This is a genomic window from Acidovorax sp. 100 (assembly GCF_003688355.1).
Taxonomy (GTDB): Bacteria; Pseudomonadota; Gammaproteobacteria; order Burkholderiales; family Burkholderiaceae_C; genus Acidovorax; species Acidovorax delafieldii.
In genome coordinates this window covers 182,115-199,435 of the sequence record NZ_REFD01000002.1, presented here as the reverse complement: position 1 = coordinate 199,435, position 17,321 = coordinate 182,115, and the positions used below count along the sequence as shown (strand labels likewise).

Here is a 17,321-nt window from a genome sequence, read left to right as displayed (position 1 = left end):
CCAGACCACCCCCGCGCCAGTGCTAGCTTTGCGTACCGTCACTTATTGCACTGAAAACGAGGAGACCCCAAGCTGGGGTGGCTGGCCTGACGCTGATAGCGCGGGTCCACCTCGCGCCTCTTTGCGCTCGCCTTTTTTTTGACGGGCAGCGTGAACGACTTCACCGAACTGGACGCCAGCGGGCGCTTGTTGAGCACGCTCCGGGCTAAGCTCGCCACTTCCCCTTACCGTCCAGCCCAATGAAACTTCCTGTCCTCTTGCCTTTGGTGTCGGCCGCAGCTTTGGTGCTGACCGGTTGCGGCGAAACGACCGTCGAAGATGTGCGCAAGGCCTACGGCGCCATGAGCGACGAAAAGCTGCAGGCCGAGGCCCTGCACCAGCGGGTAGAGTGCCGCGCGGCGACACAGGATTCGGACAAGCCAGGATCTCCGTGCAGCCGCGCGAACCTTGCGGAGGAGATGGCTGAATCCCGTGGGTGGTGCTGGGGGCCCTATGCCGCCGCCAACTCGGACAAGTCTTGGCTGCGCTGCGCCGATGACGTGACGAAATCGGCGCAGGCCAAGGCAACCTGGTTCGCCGCGACCCAAAGCGGCTCCTGCCGTGAGTCCAGCCTGATCGAGGCCATCAGCAAGGTGCTGGAACATGAGGGTCCGTGGAACGTAAAGACCTCGTTTTCGAAGGAGGGGTTCTTCGACGTGTCCAGCCAGCTCAAGGACGGTACCAGCTACAAGGTGCGGCTGTACCCTGGCTGCGGTTCGGCCCAGATGGTCTACATCGCCAAGCCTGGTGATGAGGCTGGCGTGTCGGTTGCAGCGCCGCTGGGGATGTCGCCCAGAGAAGCTGGTGATCTCTATGGCTTCGATGTCCGCAACTGCAGTGCCTATTCGTTTGGAGGCGGTATCGGGTGTGGCATGGGCTACCAGGCCGGCATGCAGCCGCCGATCCGCTTGAGCGACGGCTTCATTCCCTGCTCAGTGGATCGGCCCGTGCAATTCGACTTCCAGCCGCGCCGGGGCATGGTGGGTGTCACCTGCAGCGTCACGGCCGAGGACATGTCTGCGTTCGAGCAGCGGATGGCAGGTGCCTTTGGGGAGCAGCAGCGGGCGTCAGATGGAAGCCGCCGATGGCAGCTCGGTGGCTACACGGTCGGCAGTGTGGAGGTGGTCGTTTTGGGGAAAACGCTGCGGCGTGTGTCCGTCTACCAGGACTGACCTTTTCGCTCGGGAGATCCTTTCGCGGGCAATTTCTTGATCGCATCTCGCAGCGTGCCCATGGTCGAATCTTTTCTACAGTCTTCGTGCATGGTCATGCACAAAAGCTGAAAGAATTGAAGCCTACTTTCCAGGGGAAATCGATTGCCAGCGCTGTCTACACAGAATTCGTCAACGATGCGGTACGCGTTCCCAAGTGCCTCAGGGGTTGCCTGAAGCCCCTCTGAAATAGATGGCGGCGGTGGTTTTGCGTTCAGCAGGTAGGGGAGATTGAATCCTAGCTCTCCAAGTTTTTGCACGTAGTCCAAACCTGGTGAGCGTTTGTCATTTTCATAGCTGTTCTGCGTTGTCCTCGCGACGCCGCAATGTGTCGCCACTTCCTGCTGAGATAGCTGTCGCCTGAGCCTCTCCAATTTCAGTCGCCGCCCAAAGGAGCTGCTGTTGTCGGCCTTTGCGGGTTCCGATTCAGGCGACAAGTCGGTTTTTGTTGTCATGGGCGGTTCAATCTTTTGGAAATGGTAGTGGGCACACGAGCCCAGAAGATCCGCTGATATCGCGCGAGGTCTGGTGTCCCTGCGATCCTGTTGGTTTGACCATCTAGTGAAGCCTGGGCAGGTGTCTTCTAGGGGACCAATTCAGCGCAAGCGCTCTCGCATGAAGCTTCGGCCTCACCTTCGCTGATTCCGAACGCCTCGAACATGGCGTTGCCGCGTTGAAACAGGTCTGCCATCTGGGCGGCAAGCTCGTAGCGGTCAAGAAACTCGGTCCCTGTACTGGCCCCCCGGCGATGGATTTTGACCTTGCAAAGCAGCGCCATCAGCAGATGGATCGCGCCTACACGCCTGTGCAGGAACCACATCCAGTGGGGCCACTCTTTGGCGAGGCGGGCAAAGAAGGCGCGCACCTCGGGGATTTCCGCCAGCTCGCGCGGGTCGGTGTCGTAACCCACCACCTGGATGACCAGGCACTCCTGGTAGCGAAGGGCGGTCTCTCTGGACTCCGCGATTGCATGGAGACGTTCCAAAGCGCTGGCGATGTTGGCGGTTTCAATCTCGCGCTTGGAGATCTCCAACACCAGCAGAGCGTCACCCTCAAAGGCGGCAAGGCCAGCGGCATCGGTGCGGAGAACTGACGGCTTGGGGGTCATGGGCATGGGTTGCGCTCCTGATTTACGAGACGATGGCCACTTGGGAGCCCAGTGCTGCGCGCAGAACGCTGAGGTGGAGGCGATCACTGCCGGGTTGCACGAGCGGTGTGCTTGAGACCTTGGTCATGCTGGCCACACCGCGTTCAAACAGGCAGACGCAGGAATGGTAGGGGTGCTGCGCGGATGCGTACATGACACCATGGGCACCGGCCTTCCGGGCGTCGGCGGCAAAGGCCTGCGTGGTCTCGTAACGCAGAGATTGCAGCACAGGGTAGTTCTCCTCCAGCCCACGCAGATCGACAAGGCGCATGCCTGCCGCCGTGCGAAAGGCGACTAGTGAGCGCTGCCGGAGTTGATCCAGGGTGTAGCTGCGCGTGTCCCGCCGAAAGAGCGCCTCGTAGCACGAGGTCAACTCGCTATCGGCGAGGTAGGCGGTGGGTTCGTCGGACAGATCGAAGCGGCCGGAGGGAACACCGAAGGGCGGGAGGATGAACCCGCGCGTGCGCACGCTGTCTTTGCGCCAGCTGGTGCGCTGGATGCGGTGCCAAGTTTGGCGGTCGGGAAGTTCAATGAACGGCGGATTGAGGTCTGTCAGGTTCATGGGGCGAGGTCATTCAGTGAGCCTCAGCCGTTGCCAATGCCAGGATGTGTTTCGCTGGGACGCCCTGCTCAAGTGCGGCGCGGGGTGTCTGACCGTCCAAGGCCGATGCCGGCGTCTCCAGGAAGGTGAGCACCTGCCAGCCATCGGACGCGCCAAGGGCCGATGCCAAGGGCTGCAGGATGGGCCACAGGTTGGGTTCGAACTGCCAGCGTGGCAATTTGAAACCCCGGCGCAGGTGGGAAACCCCGATGCAGCGGCGCGACTTGATCCAGGCGTTGATGGTCACCCGGCTGGCGCCCGCCAGCAGTGCAGCGTCGTCGGTCGTGATCATGTCGTCGGCTTCCATGCGCTCGCGGCGGTACTGCGCCCCCGAGCGCAAGACAGCGGCAGACTGGGCCGCTGTCGCGTAGGGATCAGGAGACGCCTGCGAGAGGTCTGGGGCATTGCGGTGGGCAAACGGTGAGGAAATGGACAGGGTGTTCATGGGAATTTCAAACCGTGGTGCGCTTATGGCGCGTTGCGCAGGTTGGGCTTTGCCGCCGAGAAGGTGCCAGAAGTAGATCCGTCGCGAAGGTCTGTGTTGTTGCGGCGCCGTGCGCTCAGGCGCGCACCACCGCCCCTCTTCGCAAGGCGGACCTCCAGGCGTTCGGGGCTGTACCACTGGGAGACGGGGCTGGACGGTGGGTTGCGCAGGAAAGAAAGCGTGTTCCAGGTGCTACCCGTGCGCATCGTCTGATGCACGGCCAGGAACACTTTCATCATGGCCTGAGCAATCAACTGCGGTTCAAAGGGAACCAGGTTGCCGTTGCGGCGAATGATCGCGTAGTGATTAGGCGCTGCAGGTGCGCTAGGCCCACTCGGGCCGTCTATCCAAACAAGCATCTCGTTCTCCTGTGGTCGCTGGCTGGACATCGCTCGTCCAGGCCGGTGCATCCAAGGGGAACTGTACATCGCTCCTGAAAACTTCGCAAGATTGGATAGCTACGTTGAATTGAGTGCGCCCGATCAATCCGTTAAGTTCGTTAAGTTTTTGGCGCTTCGGAATCGTTTTACATTTAATATTTACTGTTCCATAATATCCATTATGGAGCATTAAACGAGGCTCAAAAAAATAGGAGGGGACTTCCCGCTCCTTTTTCGCTTAGTTGTTCCGGCTGGGCTGGCGCTGCGGCCAGTTGGCCAAGCCGCTAGTGCACGAGGACAATTCGTCTTTCAAGGTCATGACCCACTCTACGCCCGAAATTCCTGAAGCGCAACCGCCCGCCGAATCCGGCGCCCTCCCCGAGCCCGGAAAACTGGCGGTTGTGGATCTGGACGGTGGCCAGCCGCTGGAGCCCGCGCAGCGCGTCCAACCGGCTCGCCGACGCGGACGCCCACCAGGTTCGCAGACCCGGATCGCCCACAACAATGCGACGGCCGACGAGTTCGCGATGCTGCGCGCCATCGCCCAAGGTGTGGATCTCACTGTAGCAGCTCGCCAGTACATGCTGTGGCCGGGTCGTGCGCCCGAGCGTCCAGCGCTCGTCAAGAAGTACCAGGAACTTTTGGACCGGATTGAGGCTGCAGCCAACGGCATCGAGCAGTCCCAAGAGGCCCGCGCTATGGTGAGGGTCCTCAGGGACCACCAGACCATAGTGATCGCAGTGCCGGTTGGGTTACCCGGTAGCAACACCGAGCCTCCAGCGCCCACCAGTGGACAAGTGGACATCGCCGTGCAGGCCCAACCCGTGACGGAGAAGGCACCCAAGGTGCTCAGCTTGGAAGAGTTCGCGGCCCAGTTCGACCCGGACATGTTCTCGGAGGCTGAGCTGATCGAGCGGTACGAGGAGGCCCTGGCAGAAGCAAGGGCCGAACCTGCTCCCGACCTGGCGCCCTCCCCGAGTCAGGTAGAGATCCCCATCACGCCCGAGACCAAACCCTCAATACAGACCGGGGCGGTGCAGGTGCTTCAGGCAGGCCGCAGTGCGGCCGAGCGGATGGCGGATGTCTTGCATGCGATCAACTGGCTGGATGAACACCTGGGCACCAAGCCCGAGCGCGCTCACCGCGTCGAACAGTGGGTTGTAATGTCCGGTAGTCAGAAGGAGGCACTGGGCAAGGCGGGCGTGATCACGCTGGGAAACCTGGTGGACTGGATCTCGTTGAAGGGCGACAGCTGGTACGACGAACTGCCTGGCTACGGCGTCAGGCGGGCAGAAAACCTGCTGGCCTGGCTGCATCGCTGGACGCTGACGCCGGCACCAGGTCTTTCGCGACTCCCCGCGTTGGCCAACAGCCGTGAACTGCAGATCTCTTCGCCCTATGAGATGCAGCCTCTGACATCGATGCTGTGGCCAGAAGAATTGGACGGGAGCGACGGAGTGTTCCGGGCACTCGCGGCCAATACGATGGAAGCGTCGAATGATGTTGACGCGGTACAGGCCTGGTTCAGAAAGATCCAGCAAAAGTCACCGCACACCCAAGAAGCCTATCAACGGGCCATAGAACGATTGATCCTCTGGGCCATTCATGAACGCAAGCGGGCGCTGTCGTCCCTCACGGAAGACGATTTCTTTGCGTTCAAGAATTTCCTCATCAACCCGCCAGAGCATTGGGTGCAAGTGGCCAAAGGCACAAAGCAGAAATACACCGATGGATGGAGACCTCTGCGTGGCCCCCTCAACGCCCAGAGTCTGAACGTGACTTTCTCCGCCGTGCGGGCCATGTACACGCACTGGAAGAAATCAGGGTACATCAGTGCCAACGCAGCCCTGGCGGTGGACGGGCAAAAGCGCGATGAGGTGAGGATGGATGTGTTCCGATCCTTCACGGAGGCCGACCTGCAGGTGGTGGGTGACACGTTCGCAGATCTGCCGGATGGACCCGCCAAGCGCAGGCTGCGCGCCCTGTTTCGGCTGATCGAGAACGCTGGGCTGCGACGGGCGGAAGTGGCGCAAGCGCGGTGGGCCCATGTGCAAACCGACCGAGCCCTGGAACGTGGCGTGGAGTCCCGAGTGTTGGAAGTCTTGGGCAAAGGCATGCGCAAACGCACGGTCCCCCTGAACACGGCCACGATGCAAGCGCTGCGTGAGCACCGCAAGGACCGCGAAGAGCTGATGGCTCAGGGCAAGCTCGCGCTGTTCACCCAGGTCAAACCTGAAGACCAGCCGCTGATCGGCGTGCTGGATGATCGATGGATCTCCACCAGAGACAAGGGATTGGCCATTGAACGCGCGCAGATGGCTTTGCGCTCCAACAAGGCGCTGCCCACCATCGAGATCGAACGCGAGGCCGAGGTGGGCAAGATCAAGTACACGGTCAATGAGCATGGGGCCTTGTCCAGTCACATGCTGTACACCATCCTCAAGAGCTTCTTCAAAATCTGCTCCGACAATGCCCACGAGATGGCGGGTGAAGGGAAGGCGCCCTTCATGCGGGCTTCGACCCACTGGCTGCGCCACACCTACGCGCACAAAGCGCTGGAGGCGGCTGGTGGAAACCTCAGTGTGGTGCAGGAGTTGCTCGGGCACAAGAACATCAACACCACCGCTATCTATGTGAAGGCCGGCATGGGAGAGCGCATCAGGGCGGTGGACAAGATGAAGACCAGTATCTGAGCCCCAGCGGGTTGCTCAGGCCAACCGCTGGAGAACGGGGCGCAGCGGTTCGTCGTCTTTTCGGCTGGACGCGCGTGCGAGTTCCAGGCGGGGACCGTCAGGCAGATGCAGGCGCAGATGCAGGAGCCCCCGGACGTTTTTGAGACCAGCGCGAAGTGCCACTTCCGGCTGGGGCATGCCAGACAGCATCCATTGCACCAGCCTGGTGTTCCTGACGATCTGCGGCCCAGCGCGAACCGGGTCATCTTGGCCAGCGGCTCGACTGGCAGCAAGCAGATGCGCGCGCACGAGCACCAGCAGGTTTTCGTCGGTCATCGGTTTGCCCGTCTGCGAGCTGAAAAGTGCTGGTGCCAAAGCGTGTTTGCCCGCTGTCGCCTTCACCTGCAGCCAGGATTTGATGGCCGAGCGCACTTCGTCGGACACGACCATCGTGCGCAGTTGGTTGACGCCACCCGAGGTAATGCGGATCGAGGCGCCCTTCCCTGCCACGCCGTCTACGAAGGACTCGACTGTAAGCGCGCGGATTTCAGCGGAGGTGAGCCCCAACTCAAAAAGCACCAGCAAAAGCGCTCGGTTGCGGATGTCGATGGCCTTCAGGCCCGCAGCATCTTCGGAGCCATCTCGTAGGATCTTGAAGCACTGCTCCCAGACAACGGGCGACAGGATGGCCCCTTTGGGATCTTCAGAAGGAGGCTTTTCCTTGTCGGCAATGCCAGCAGCAGGATTTTCTGCAACCAACCCGCGCTCCACAGCGTAGTCATACACCCGCTCCAGCAGGCGCCAGTACCGACGCTCGGTGATCACGCTGATTTTGGTGTCGCCGTTGGCGCGAGTCTCGATACCGGAAGCGAGATAACCCTTGACCAGTACGGGGTCTGCATCAGTCCAGTGAACCCACCTGGGGTTTTCCTTGTCCCCACCGGTTGTCAAAAACTTGGTCCAAGATATCCAAAAGTACCTGTAGAAAACAAAGTCGTTGATGGCCCGCTGGTCATCATTCGCGCAATGCTCTAGCCATTGCTCGAAAAACTCATCTGCGCTCAATTCGACTTTGGAATTCATGATCAACTGAATTGTCGTGACTTATTGTGCTATGAGCAATTGCGAGAACACGACAGAGGGTCCATCCGCTGTTGCAAAAGCGCTTCGGGTAAGAGCCTCAATTGACCTGTAAGATTGCACGCAATTGCGGGTGTTGTGCAGTGCCCCTATTGCGATCAATGCTTTGATTTAGTTGTAATTCCCTACAACTGACGACCTATCTAACGCCGGGAATGGCCGGTGCATGTAATCCAAATTTTCTTATTACTGGTACAGGCGAAAAAAAACCGGCGCCCACGTAAGTGGTGCGCCGGTTTTATATTGGTAGAAAAAGCAACAATCAATAGCTTAAACGCAATCGAAAAGAGCTGCTTGGGACTCATAAAGCACAGTGCAGCGAGCCTTGAGTTCATCAACGCTGCGCTGGCCATGAAGATCCTTTGACTGCAGCCATTGGCTACGCCTCAGGATCTCGTCCATCATGCGGCTGTGGCCAAGTCCATTGGTGAGGATGCCTAGCCGCTGGTATATGCGGTACCCCTCTGTCCAATCCGGGTTGTCGTCACGACAGTAATCCCGAATGTAGTCCTCCGCAAGAAAGGCCAGGAAGTCCATGGCTCCATCTTCGTCCACGGCGCGCTTACGCCCCTCCTCGTAGTCGCAGACAAGAGCCCCGTTCTTCAACGCCTTCAGCTTGATGTCACAAGACTCGTGATGCAACTCCATGAGCGGATCTCGCATTCCAGCCATGCTGTTGATACCCGTCACTTGATACCAATCCTCGCCGACGAAAATGCGGCCGACTCTTGGTACTGGTGATGGTGGCATATAAGGCACTTCAGGCGCCTGCTCGTACATCCGCCGATCCACAACATCAAAGTAGGTCTTGATGGCCGTGAAGGGGGGGAAAAATGCGCTGGCAGACCATTTGGCGTCAATGAGGATCAGCTGAGCAGCCGAGATGATCGGTACACCTGACAGCCTCTCAGCAGTCAGGGTGTAAATCAGTAGTTTGCGTAACGTCTCCGGTGTGAAGGCGTCGGCAACTACTTCAATGTGACCATCCTTGGCAATGGTGCGTCCAAGATGATTCCGTAGTGACCAGTCGTATTGAATGTTCACCAGGTATGTTCTGAGCCGATTCAACGGCTTCAGTTGTCCGTACTTGGTTGGGTTCGACTCGACCAATTGCTCGGCAGAACGATCAGTCTTCCCAGCCCGAGTACATGACCAGCAGCCGCTGCGCGTGGAACAGGGAGTCGAAGAGCCCCGTACTGCATCAGCAGAGAGCACCACGCAGCCGCCGCCGGCGTCTCGGTAAAACTCGATCACCTCAGAAAAGTCCGAGTAGGACTCCAATAAACCTGCAGCAGCATAGCCAAGGGTTTCCCACACATCGTCCGTGCTGAACGAGAAGATGGGTGTCAACCGAAGATCTCCATCAGAGTTTGACCAGATCCCATCCCCATGCTCGCGCCTTGCGGCAATTCGCACGTCGCGCGCTGCAGATTCGCCAGAACGAACCCCAGTCATCACGACAGGTCTATTCCAGCCCTTGTGGCCGTCAGCCTTGATCATTGCCTCTTTCAGCAATCGCTGGCCCACGTCAACTTTCCATGACTGACTACAGTCCATCGTGGGGGATGACGGATAGGTTGGAAGGGCTCGCCCCGTGAGTACGCGCCCAGGCCAGCTTGAGTTCAGATCCGGCTCGCCCGTTAGCACAATGAGTGTGAAGTCGTGCTTTGCAGCAAAGGCTTTCATCTTTGTGAGTTCGGCCATCGCCAAGGCTGCGACAACAGGATTTTCAACCCCGGTAGAGCTGTGAGTCACATAGATCGGCGGGAGGCTGAGCCCCCTACGCCGATAGTCCGCAGCAACTGTGAGCAACAAGCAAGCCGTCGCGCTCGAATCTTTGCCCCCGCTGTACGCCCAAACGGCAATGTGACGTTCATCAAACACCTCGCGGATGAGCCGCATAGCGCGGTCCATTGGCTGTTCTCGTGAGAACTGGACCAGTGAGTGTTGAGTGTCGGCCGCTTTTTCGACCTCGAAGAGATCTTGAGTTTGCATAGGTGCCTCCGTAATGAAACCGAGACACCTCTCCCCTCGGAGCTGGTGCCCCGAATGGGTGGGTTATGGCTTACGCCGAAGCTGCTTTGCCAATGGCGCGGGCAGTGACCGCATATCCCTCCAGCATTACGCAGGGGGGCTAATTCTGGCTTTCCAGAGCATCCGCAAAGGGTGCTGTGGAAAGCCCCCCGTGCCAAGCACGAGGGGTTAGGTCAACGCAGTGACTCAATCACCTCGCAAGCAAGGGATAGAGGCGAATGCGTGAGCGAGAGTCAGGAGTGAATCGTGACAGGCGAAGCTGCAAAACGTCCGGGTGTCGTCGCTGATGAATGAGCATCTGAGCGACTGCGATCTCAAGAGGACTGAAATCATCACCTTCGACCGGTCTCCCGATGTACAAGCAAGTCTTGGCACGGTCCAGGGCCTTGCGGTAAGTGAGAGAGGCAGGGGACTTCTTCATATCCGAGCCTCAGCAGGTGGCGAAAAGGTCGCAATCGGAGGGTGCCGATTCCGCACATTTCACAAAATCAGCTTCAACCGAAGCCGATGTGGCCAGGCCTGCAACAAAGACCTCAAATGAGTCCTTGCGCAAGCCCTTGCTAGCTGCGCGCTCTATGGCACCCTTGATGCTGACTGCATCAGTGGTGAACTCCAGGCGCAATTTACCGCGTGTGCCACGCAGTCGGATGTGCTCAGGATCGGAGGAATCAACGACGACCACCCCAGTGGTGCGTTTGTGGTCATTGAAGACCAGGACGCCCAGAGGCAAATCCACTGGCAGGTTGCCCATGACAGCAGCGGCATCGATCTGGCTCTGACGCTTACGCATGGCCTCATAGCACGAGCGGGCATAAAACAAGTCATGCCCGAAGTCGCCACCATCTACATTGGTCGTGTTCCGTCCAAGGACCTCAGCAGTCAAGCAAAGTTGCTTGCTCACAAACTGAGCGATATCTGCGGTGTAGCGCAGTCCCGAAGCACGCGCGGCTGCAAAAGCATCGAGAAGCGGTTGCTGGCGAGCCGTTGGCACGTAGCCAGGCGCCTCGCTGCCCTTCCAGTCAGCGTAGGGGTCGGCGGGAAGGTGATAGTTTGAAATGCTCATTGAAATCTCCAAGAAGGAGCGAGCGGCATCCCAGGCGGGATGCACGCCCGCAAGGGTTGTGATTGGGCCGCGAAGGGCCCAGGAAAGCCCAGTAGGGCCTAAATCAAGGTGTTGGCCCATGCTGGCAACTGTTCGCGTGGAACAACCGCCGTGAGCCCCTCCTCAACTGTTTTTTGAAGAACCAGGTCAGGTTCAAGACTGTTGTCAAACAGCCAGGCCTGGTCAAACAACGCAAGTGCATGAGGAAGGAAAGCGTGCGTCTTGTGATAGCGCGACACGATTTTCTCCGCATCTACCGAATGTCCCCCATGGAGAACACGCTCGGCGACACGATGCACATTGATGGCCGGGTCAGATGTAGTGACGAAGAACAGGTTCATGAAGAAGCCGCACGAGCGCGCCTTCACAAAGAACTTGAGCCATCGGGATTCATCTGACATGACCGTTTCGGTGGTGAACGAAACCCCCTGCTCTAGCAATGACCAGCGCATTGCCTCGGCCGCAACAGCAGCTTTGTACTGCATGTCGGCCGAAGCAGACACGAGTCCTGCATCGCTAGCCATGCGCGCTGCAATCTCATCCGCGTTGACAAGAATGCCAATGCGAGACTGAGACACAAGCTTGCTGGTCAGAGTTGATTTTCCTGAGCCATTCGGCCCAGCAAAAACGGTGAGTACAGGGGGTTCTTTTGGTCCGCTACGACGCGCGGACATTGACGCTCCGACCAGTCACGAGCGGTATCAGCCGTGGGTCAGTCGCATCGAGCGTCTGCACTCGGCCATCGAGAAGAATGGTCGTTGGAACGCCCGCCTGGACGTTCTTAGCCACGGCTTCGCGAACAGCCTGTTTGGCAAGGTCTGCCAATTGGGCGGTGTTCAAACCGAAAGCCGTTGCTTGTGCTTTGCTCATGCGGTGCAGAGTAAGCCGTTTGGGTCTCCTGGTCAAGGTGATCCCTCGCTCAAGCAGGAAATTCATCATGTAGCTCCTTCAGAAATGAAGGCACCAGTCCCAACGGACTGTGTGCCCGTTGGGGTGGTGAGAGATGGTTTATCCGCGCGTAAAGTGCATCAGCACTTCACTGCTTGGATGAGTGGATTTCGCCTGTTCGATGGCCAGCTCGGCGCTAGGCGCAGTGCATTCAAACTCAGTTAAGGAATGCCGCTCAGAGCGGTCGTCAAGCACCACAACAAATTGCTGTGTGCCTGCTTGCTCCGAGGTCTCCTCTGCTGGATCTAGCGCAAGGTTTGCCGACACTTCATTGGTGGAGACACAGCGCCCAGTACGGACCTTGCGAACAAGGTCCAGCATCCGGCGCCCTTGCGGCACAGAGACCACTGGCGTCTTCATCCAAGCAAGAGGCCCGTCAAGGCCAAGATCTTCCGGTTGGAAATGGGTCGAGACTGTCCGCAAGATGATCTCCTGCAGGGCAATCACATCCCACTCTGTCGGCGTGTGCTCTTCGATGACATAGGCCAGCGGTGAGCTGAGCCAGTTGAAGCCTTCGAAATCCACGACTACCTCGTAGTAGCCGCCGAAATCATGTGGCTCTCGTTTCTTCCGAAAGATGATCCCCAGATCACTGCGGTGGAAATGGAAGGTCCGATTGAGTTGGTCGATGTACGCACCGATCTCGATGCGAGCATCTGATTGGTAGTGTTCATCGCCAACGGAAGCGCACTCTTCTTCGCATGGCGTGGAGCCAAGATAAATCGTCATAGGAACCTCACAGGTGAGCCGCCAGGTCCCCCACAAGGGAAGTACCTTGCGGACGGTGAAACCCTCGTTTGAGGGTGAAATGCCCTGAATCAGGACGGTGATGTTGATTGCCGGAATGGCGCGGTCAACTCCGCTTTGCACCTGAGCATTACGCTAGGGTGAAAAATCAGGTTTTCACAGGACTCGTGGAGCCCTCTGAAAACCCTCCTCTCGATTGAGGAGGCCCAGCCGCAGACGCACACCGTGAGGTGAGCATCTGCGCCGGAAATCAGCCTATCTCTAGGCTGTAAGGGTCAAGCCGCCAAAAGAAGCAGTTGCTCAGGCTCGTTCGTAGTAGAGCGAGTAGCACCTTCTTCAATTTGCGGTTGGTAAGCGATGGCCGTAGAAGCAGTCGAGCCGGTAAGGGCAGGACCACAGTGCAAACCATGCTTTTCGTGAATCAGGTCAATGGCCTGTTCAAGTCGATCCAGCTCAGGAGTTCCCTCGCCGAAATCCTTGCCCTGCACGATTCGCAGAAGCTTGTACGCCTGGTTGTCCCGGTCGTAGTAACTGGTGCGAGCATTTCGGCACGCTGCCAGATACTCCTCCGTGAAGGACTCACCCTTCTCGTACTGCTTTTTGAAGTCACTGTTGGCCTCCTCCATGTCACCTGGTAGCCAGTTCCTGAGCCTGCCGACAAAGCGGTTGAGCTTGTTCATGACCTCCTCCGATTTAGGGTAGAAGTGCATGGTCCCGGCTTTGTAGTGGCGAAACTCGAAGTACCGCGAACTGAAGCGCTCACCCGTTCCAAGAGGATTCTTTCGACACGCTTGAACCAAACCGTCGAACTCCCCTACTCCACCATGGAGGTAGTGAAAGGCTTTGTCGATGTCGGCCAAAAACCGCTCGTCTTCATAGTCCAAGTTTTTTGAGAAGCCGACCCGAAACCTTGGAAGAATGAAACGCGTTTTGCGCAGTCTCATCCCAATCCGATGCTTCTGATTTGACTTCCAGCTCTTGTAGAAAACCGCGTTGTCCGAAGAGCGCTCGATGATGCTGTCAAACAGCATCAGGATCATCTCCTGGTAGATGTCGCCGAGAGACTGTGCAACCCCACTCAAAAAGCCGTGGATGTTGGCCGCGTTGAACTCCAGGTTGTAGATCTCTTGAGAGGAGGCCTCGACCTTGCGACGCGCCTGATTGCTCAGCTTGTCAGTCAACAACGTTGATCGCAGAATTTGCGCCCACGCCCGTTTTTTGAGGTCGTCATACCGGACTTTGAAGTCATTGTTGGCGGCTTCTCGTATCGATCCAGAGACCTCTCGGAAGTCGCTTCCCACACCCTTGGTTTGCATCTCCTCCAAGGTCACACCCAACCCTGCGGATAGGTGATCGGAAATGGCGATAGCTTCACTCGCGCGGCGTGCTGCTGCAACCGCTTGTTCAAAGCGAAAGCATGTGTCTTGGATGAAATTTCCTGGCAGTGCGAGTGCATTGCAGGTGTCCACATCGATCTCGCTGTACCGGTTGTCTCCCCGCTTCAGGTTTCCCATCAACGCATCGACATCCAGGTACTGGCCGGGAATCTTCTCCAAGTAGATCAGCGCGATTTCAACGCTGGTCGTTCTCTCAACCTCGTCAGTGAACTCGTCTTGAAGAAACTCCACGGACCCATGGCTTTCAATCAAAGAGCAGAGGCGCTGCCGATCTTGGGAGAACGGATTTCGAATGGTCTCTGCGTTGATGATGGCCACCAACTCAGCGTCGTAGAGGACATCCCAGGCGTGAAGCACATGAGCACATCCCTGCTGGAATGGGGGGTTCATGATCAGATTTGACACCGTTGCCAGGCTACTGACCTGAAGGAAGTCGTAGCCAATGATCTTGGCGCCCAACTCCTTCAGCGACGAGTGATGCTGCATGTCAATCTCAATCGCAGATACCTCTTTCAGGTTGGAGAACTTCATCCGCGCGTAGTCGCGCAGGCGCGTTCTAAATCGACCCTCCTGTAACTCGGTGTCCTCGATCTCAGCTACCCATGGCAACTCATCGTCGGGTACGCCAGGGAAGCCCTCTTGGGCATGGCGAATCAGGTGCCCTTTGCCGGCGCTCGGGTCGCACAGGTGACGGACAGGCCGTCGAAACTTGGCCCAGGCCTTTGCTGCAGTGCGCACGCCAGTGGGGTAATACTGAAGCTGATCTCTCATGGTGATCTCCTTGGGTAAGCGAGACCACCCCCCAATGCGGGAAGAAGGTCCCGCAGGGGTTGGAAAAATGATTACTGAATTGCCGCGCCAACAGGCCTGCTCTGCAGGACCTTTTGGGCAAGACGTTCCGCAAGAGACTGACGAGCAGTCTCGTAGGTCACACACATCTGGCGCTTCGACAGAGTGAAAGGGTCACCGTTGAAAGAAATCACTCCCCCAGTCGAAACACCGACACGCAGGGTGTGATCACCAACGATGAAATCAGCGTATTCCCACTGGGGTGCATTGCTTGCCTCCCAAGGGGTGATACGGGCGCCAAAAGATAGCTGCGCAACGATGCGCTTGGCGTCTTCGATGGATCGAGATTCCGAAATTTGCATACTGCCTCCTGAATGAGACAGACGTGCTGACCCCTCGGGCAGCGAACGCCCGTCAGGGTTGATGTCGCAGAACAAGTTCTGCTTTGGATGCTGTGATGTCCTCCACAGCTCAGAGGTTTGTCGGAACAGATTACCTGTTGCCGTTCAAAGCGTCTTTGCATGCCCTCCTCATCGAAGGTGGCATGCAAAGAAGCCTGAGCTTCTTTGACTTGAAAACCAGAGTGAGCCGATGCGCACCAGGTAGCCAAGGGGCGCTACATGGGCCTATCGGCGCAGGGGTTCTGGTGGAAGTGGTGCGGGCGTTGGCGCGGGCACGGCTGCAAAGTAGTGGACTCCAAGGACTCCATAGGTTGCCTCCATGTCATCTACACGAGGCCTCACAAATTCGACGCAGCAAGAGCCAAGGCCGAAGCCCAGATCTTGGTTGCTGAATTGGCGACCGCGCGTGAAACCGCCGCAGCAGCAGCACTTCAGAATGGCCACTTTCTGGGAAGCATCGGGATGCTCCTCTGCAGAGGTTGTGGAGGGGGCACGAACAAGCATGGCTGGATTGAGATCGAGAACTTCCATATGGCGTAGGACAGATGGCCTACACCCCCTCAAAGGCGGTATAGGCCCGTTGAGGGAGACAGCCGACTGAAAAGCCCCAGTCATCGACCAGGGCGCTCAGAAAGCAGGTGAAGTGCTCAGGAATCAGAACCCAGCTGAAGACTCGAACACAGCTTCTTGCTGCGTGCTGTCGTCATGCAGATCGCTGTAGACGGGATCTGGCATCCAGCCTTGGTGTGTCTCGTAGTGAATCACGCGGCCGAGGGCCACATCATTGCAAACAGAGAAGGCGCGAATTTCGCCACGCGCTAAAGCCTTCGATGCCTCAGCATGAGCTGCCAGGTAGGCGCTATTTGCTTCAGGAGGAAGGCTTCGCATCACATGGCCGTATTGACGGATTCTGCGTCGCTCAGCGCGGACCATGGCAGCTACTTGCCGGCGCAATGCATTTGCCCCATCGGTGCGATGAGGGCGAAGCATTCGAAAGCGTGACGCAGCGTTGTCTGGCATCCAAGCATTCAAGCGCTCTCCCCGGTCTCGCAGGCAGCGCGCCATAAAGTTGGCTGTCACGCAATGTGCGCGATAGATAGGACTATGGCGATAGTCCTCGTATTGAAGGCCTGCGGCCTGAAACCAGTAACGGATTTCCATAAAGTGCTCCTAGCGTTAGCGCGGAGCACACCCACACGGGGAAGTGCCCCGCGAAGGTTGAAGTTTGTGAGGCGAACCTCACTGATGGCCACGTTTTCCTCGGTGGTTGCGAGGTTCAAGATGGACAGGATTACCCCGTTCACCAAAAAAGTGTCTTCGGAAGCATCGAAGGATGCTCAGCTTTCGAAGTCACTTTTCATGGGCCCCATGGACCGTTCCTCATTGTATCCGAGGGGTAGTGGATGTCCACCGAAGCAAGGTAGCAATCGGTGTAACGACCTTCCAGATCGCCTGGGGCGTTCTACGCCACGCACACCCTGGTACTTCTGGCCGAGCCCGCTGTCTGCAAGTGATCCTCCACCTGAAGCGTCGGTTGGCGTCAAAACTGCCCTGCCCTGCATGGATGGGCAAGACCATCTCTATCGCAGTAAATCCTATTGACCATTTTGAATTTGAATTGTCTCGGTCAGAAATCAAGCTTCTTCTGATCAAGTGTTAGTTCGACTCCAGACTCAAGTTGACGTATGGCAGTATTGACTAATCCATTGTCTATATTTCTCCCAACATCGGCATGTTTTGCAAAAGTTTCTGCAAGGGAAATCCTGACGACATCACCATTCACTGCGACTTTAATCAATGGCAACCCGGCCGGGGTGAATGTTACAGCAGAGCGCGTCTGACTCCTCATCTCAAGCTCCGATGCAGTCTCTTTTGCAATTCGGATGGCCGTTCTTCGGTGAGGATCTGCGGTGAAACCATCCACCTTCCGAGCCAATTGCAGAGTAACAGGAACGGTAGGAAGCCGTTTCAGATACGACGACACCTCATCCAAAAGAAGCAGCGCATCTTGCAAAACAGACTCTGTTGATACTTTATTTTCAGCGCTCACGGCAGTCCCCTTTGGTGGTTATAAATTCGATAGGATGGTCCGACTAGAGCCCGCCTACATTTCAGCCTACATCTGTCACGAACTTTTGACTATACAGCCAAGAGAGAGGAGGTCTGCGAAGGACTCCAGAAATCCACAAGCAGCCCCCCTTACGGCAGTGCCAGCACAAGTAAGCAGTA

General features: G+C 57.6%; 17 protein-coding genes. 2 read left to right on the top strand and 15 right to left on the bottom strand.

Features of this window, described 5'->3' with window-relative positions; translation table 11 throughout:
* The first annotated feature begins 239 nt into the window (after positions 1 to 239).
* Positions 240 to 1,211, top strand: coding sequence for a hypothetical protein (locus C8C96_RS24495; protein WP_147455762.1), 972 nt, complete (start codon positions 240 to 242; stop codon positions 1,209 to 1,211).
* On the opposite strand, the gene C8C96_RS24490 is transcribed toward C8C96_RS24495, so the two are convergent.
* The 5 genes from C8C96_RS24490 to C8C96_RS24470 form a co-directional block, all read right to left on the bottom strand.
* On the bottom strand, positions 1,199 to 1,705 hold the full coding sequence (locus C8C96_RS24490; RefSeq protein ID WP_121944313.1) for a helix-turn-helix domain-containing protein: 507 nt from the start codon (positions 1,703 to 1,705) through the stop codon (positions 1,199 to 1,201). The two genes, C8C96_RS24495 and C8C96_RS24490, sit on opposite strands and share 13 nt — an antisense overlap.
* A gap of 128 nt (positions 1,706 to 1,833) precedes the next feature.
* The gene (locus C8C96_RS24485) at positions 1,834 to 2,364 is read right to left on the bottom strand and encodes a chlororespiratory reduction 6 domain-containing protein (protein WP_121944312.1); all 531 of its coding nucleotides are present in this window, start codon (positions 2,362 to 2,364) and stop codon (positions 1,834 to 1,836) included.
* Positions 2,365 to 2,380: 16 nt separating this feature from the next.
* On the bottom strand, positions 2,381 to 2,959 hold the full coding sequence (locus tag C8C96_RS24480; protein WP_121944311.1) for an RES family NAD+ phosphorylase: 579 nt from the start codon (positions 2,957 to 2,959) through the stop codon (positions 2,381 to 2,383).
* Between the two features lie 13 nt (positions 2,960 to 2,972).
* The gene (locus tag C8C96_RS24475) at positions 2,973 to 3,443 is read right to left on the bottom strand and encodes a hypothetical protein (RefSeq protein ID WP_060985853.1); all 471 of its coding nucleotides are present in this window, start codon (positions 3,441 to 3,443) and stop codon (positions 2,973 to 2,975) included.
* 23 nt (positions 3,444 to 3,466) lie between these two features.
* On the bottom strand, positions 3,467 to 3,871 hold the full coding sequence (locus tag C8C96_RS24470) for a hypothetical protein (protein ID WP_147455761.1): 405 nt from the start codon (positions 3,869 to 3,871) through the stop codon (positions 3,467 to 3,469).
* 308 nt (positions 3,872 to 4,179) lie between these two features.
* Between C8C96_RS24470 and C8C96_RS24465 the strand changes: the two genes are divergently transcribed.
* Positions 4,180 to 6,555 carry a tyrosine-type recombinase/integrase gene (locus C8C96_RS24465; protein WP_147455760.1) on the top strand — a complete coding sequence of 792 codons (2,376 nt, stop codon included), beginning with the start codon at positions 4,180 to 4,182 and terminating at the stop codon, positions 6,553 to 6,555.
* 15 nt (positions 6,556 to 6,570) lie between these two features.
* On the opposite strand, the gene C8C96_RS24460 is transcribed toward C8C96_RS24465, so the two are convergent.
* The 10 genes from C8C96_RS24460 to C8C96_RS24815 form a co-directional block, all read right to left on the bottom strand.
* Complete coding sequence (locus tag C8C96_RS24460) at positions 6,571 to 7,617, bottom strand: tyrosine-type recombinase/integrase (RefSeq protein WP_121944308.1); 1,047 nt, start codon at positions 7,615 to 7,617, stop codon at positions 6,571 to 6,573.
* Between the two features lie 327 nt (positions 7,618 to 7,944).
* On the bottom strand, positions 7,945 to 9,669 hold the full coding sequence (locus C8C96_RS24455) for a hypothetical protein (RefSeq protein WP_121944307.1): 1,725 nt from the start codon (positions 9,667 to 9,669) through the stop codon (positions 7,945 to 7,947).
* Positions 9,670 to 10,138: 469 nt separating this feature from the next.
* Positions 10,139 to 10,771 carry a hypothetical protein gene (locus tag C8C96_RS24450; RefSeq protein ID WP_121944306.1) on the bottom strand — a complete coding sequence of 211 codons (633 nt, stop codon included), beginning with the start codon at positions 10,769 to 10,771 and terminating at the stop codon, positions 10,139 to 10,141.
* A 98-nt stretch (positions 10,772 to 10,869) separates the two neighbouring features.
* On the bottom strand, positions 10,870 to 11,484 hold the full coding sequence (locus C8C96_RS24445) for an AAA family ATPase (RefSeq protein ID WP_121944305.1): 615 nt from the start codon (positions 11,482 to 11,484) through the stop codon (positions 10,870 to 10,872).
* Complete coding sequence (locus C8C96_RS24440; protein ID WP_147455759.1) at positions 11,468 to 11,746, bottom strand: hypothetical protein; 279 nt, start codon at positions 11,744 to 11,746, stop codon at positions 11,468 to 11,470. Before C8C96_RS24440 ends, C8C96_RS24445 begins: the two co-directional genes overlap by 17 nt.
* A gap of 72 nt (positions 11,747 to 11,818) precedes the next feature.
* A complete protein-coding gene (locus tag C8C96_RS24435; protein WP_147455758.1) occupies positions 11,819 to 12,487 on the bottom strand; it encodes a hypothetical protein in 669 nt (222 codons plus the stop codon).
* A 293-nt stretch (positions 12,488 to 12,780) separates the two neighbouring features.
* Positions 12,781 to 14,673 carry a DUF4942 domain-containing protein gene (locus tag C8C96_RS24430; RefSeq protein WP_121944302.1) on the bottom strand — a complete coding sequence of 631 codons (1,893 nt, stop codon included), beginning with the start codon at positions 14,671 to 14,673 and terminating at the stop codon, positions 12,781 to 12,783.
* Between the two features lie 71 nt (positions 14,674 to 14,744).
* The gene (locus C8C96_RS24425) at positions 14,745 to 15,053 is read right to left on the bottom strand and encodes a hypothetical protein (RefSeq protein WP_121944301.1); all 309 of its coding nucleotides are present in this window, start codon (positions 15,051 to 15,053) and stop codon (positions 14,745 to 14,747) included.
* A gap of 693 nt (positions 15,054 to 15,746) precedes the next feature.
* Positions 15,747 to 16,253, bottom strand: coding sequence for a hypothetical protein (locus tag C8C96_RS25250; protein WP_233584418.1), 507 nt, complete (start codon positions 16,251 to 16,253; stop codon positions 15,747 to 15,749).
* 466 nt (positions 16,254 to 16,719) lie between these two features.
* Positions 16,720 to 17,142 (bottom strand): hypothetical protein, encoded by a 423-nt coding sequence (locus tag C8C96_RS24815; protein ID WP_147455757.1) that lies wholly within the window; start codon positions 17,140 to 17,142, stop codon positions 16,720 to 16,722.
* Between the last annotated feature and the right edge of the window lie 179 nt (positions 17,143 to 17,321).

Bases quoted from the DNA above. Each gene is read 5' to 3' on its own strand.
- C8C96_RS24495 (WP_147455762.1), top strand. From the start codon at position 240: ATGAAACTTCCTGTCCTCTTGCCTTTGGTGTCGGCCGCAGCTTTGGTG.
- C8C96_RS24490 (WP_121944313.1), bottom strand. From the start codon at position 1,705: ATGACAACAAAAACCGACTTGTCGCCTGAATCGGAACCCGCAAAGGCC.
- C8C96_RS24485 (WP_121944312.1), bottom strand. From the start codon at position 2,364: ATGCCCATGACCCCCAAGCCGTCAGTTCTCCGCACCGATGCCGCTGGC.
- C8C96_RS24480 (WP_121944311.1), bottom strand. From the start codon at position 2,959: ATGAACCTGACAGACCTCAATCCGCCGTTCATTGAACTTCCCGACCGC.
- C8C96_RS24475 (WP_060985853.1), bottom strand. From the start codon at position 3,443: ATGAACACCCTGTCCATTTCCTCACCGTTTGCCCACCGCAATGCCCCA.
- C8C96_RS24470 (WP_147455761.1), bottom strand. From the start codon at position 3,871: ATGTCCAGCCAGCGACCACAGGAGAACGAGATGCTTGTTTGGATAGAC.
- C8C96_RS24465 (WP_147455760.1), top strand. From the start codon at position 4,180: ATGACCCACTCTACGCCCGAAATTCCTGAAGCGCAACCGCCCGCCGAA.
- C8C96_RS24460 (WP_121944308.1), bottom strand. From the start codon at position 7,617: ATGAATTCCAAAGTCGAATTGAGCGCAGATGAGTTTTTCGAGCAATGG.
- C8C96_RS24455 (WP_121944307.1), bottom strand. From the start codon at position 9,669: ATGCAAACTCAAGATCTCTTCGAGGTCGAAAAAGCGGCCGACACTCAA.
- C8C96_RS24450 (WP_121944306.1), bottom strand. From the start codon at position 10,771: ATGAGCATTTCAAACTATCACCTTCCCGCCGACCCCTACGCTGACTGG.
- C8C96_RS24445 (WP_121944305.1), bottom strand. From the start codon at position 11,484: ATGTCCGCGCGTCGTAGCGGACCAAAAGAACCCCCTGTACTCACCGTT.
- C8C96_RS24440 (WP_147455759.1), bottom strand. From the start codon at position 11,746: ATGAATTTCCTGCTTGAGCGAGGGATCACCTTGACCAGGAGACCCAAA.
- C8C96_RS24435 (WP_147455758.1), bottom strand. From the start codon at position 12,487: ATGACGATTTATCTTGGCTCCACGCCATGCGAAGAAGAGTGCGCTTCC.
- C8C96_RS24430 (WP_121944302.1), bottom strand. From the start codon at position 14,673: ATGAGAGATCAGCTTCAGTATTACCCCACTGGCGTGCGCACTGCAGCA.
- C8C96_RS24425 (WP_121944301.1), bottom strand. From the start codon at position 15,053: ATGCAAATTTCGGAATCTCGATCCATCGAAGACGCCAAGCGCATCGTT.
- C8C96_RS25250 (WP_233584418.1), bottom strand. From the start codon at position 16,253: ATGGAAATCCGTTACTGGTTTCAGGCCGCAGGCCTTCAATACGAGGAC.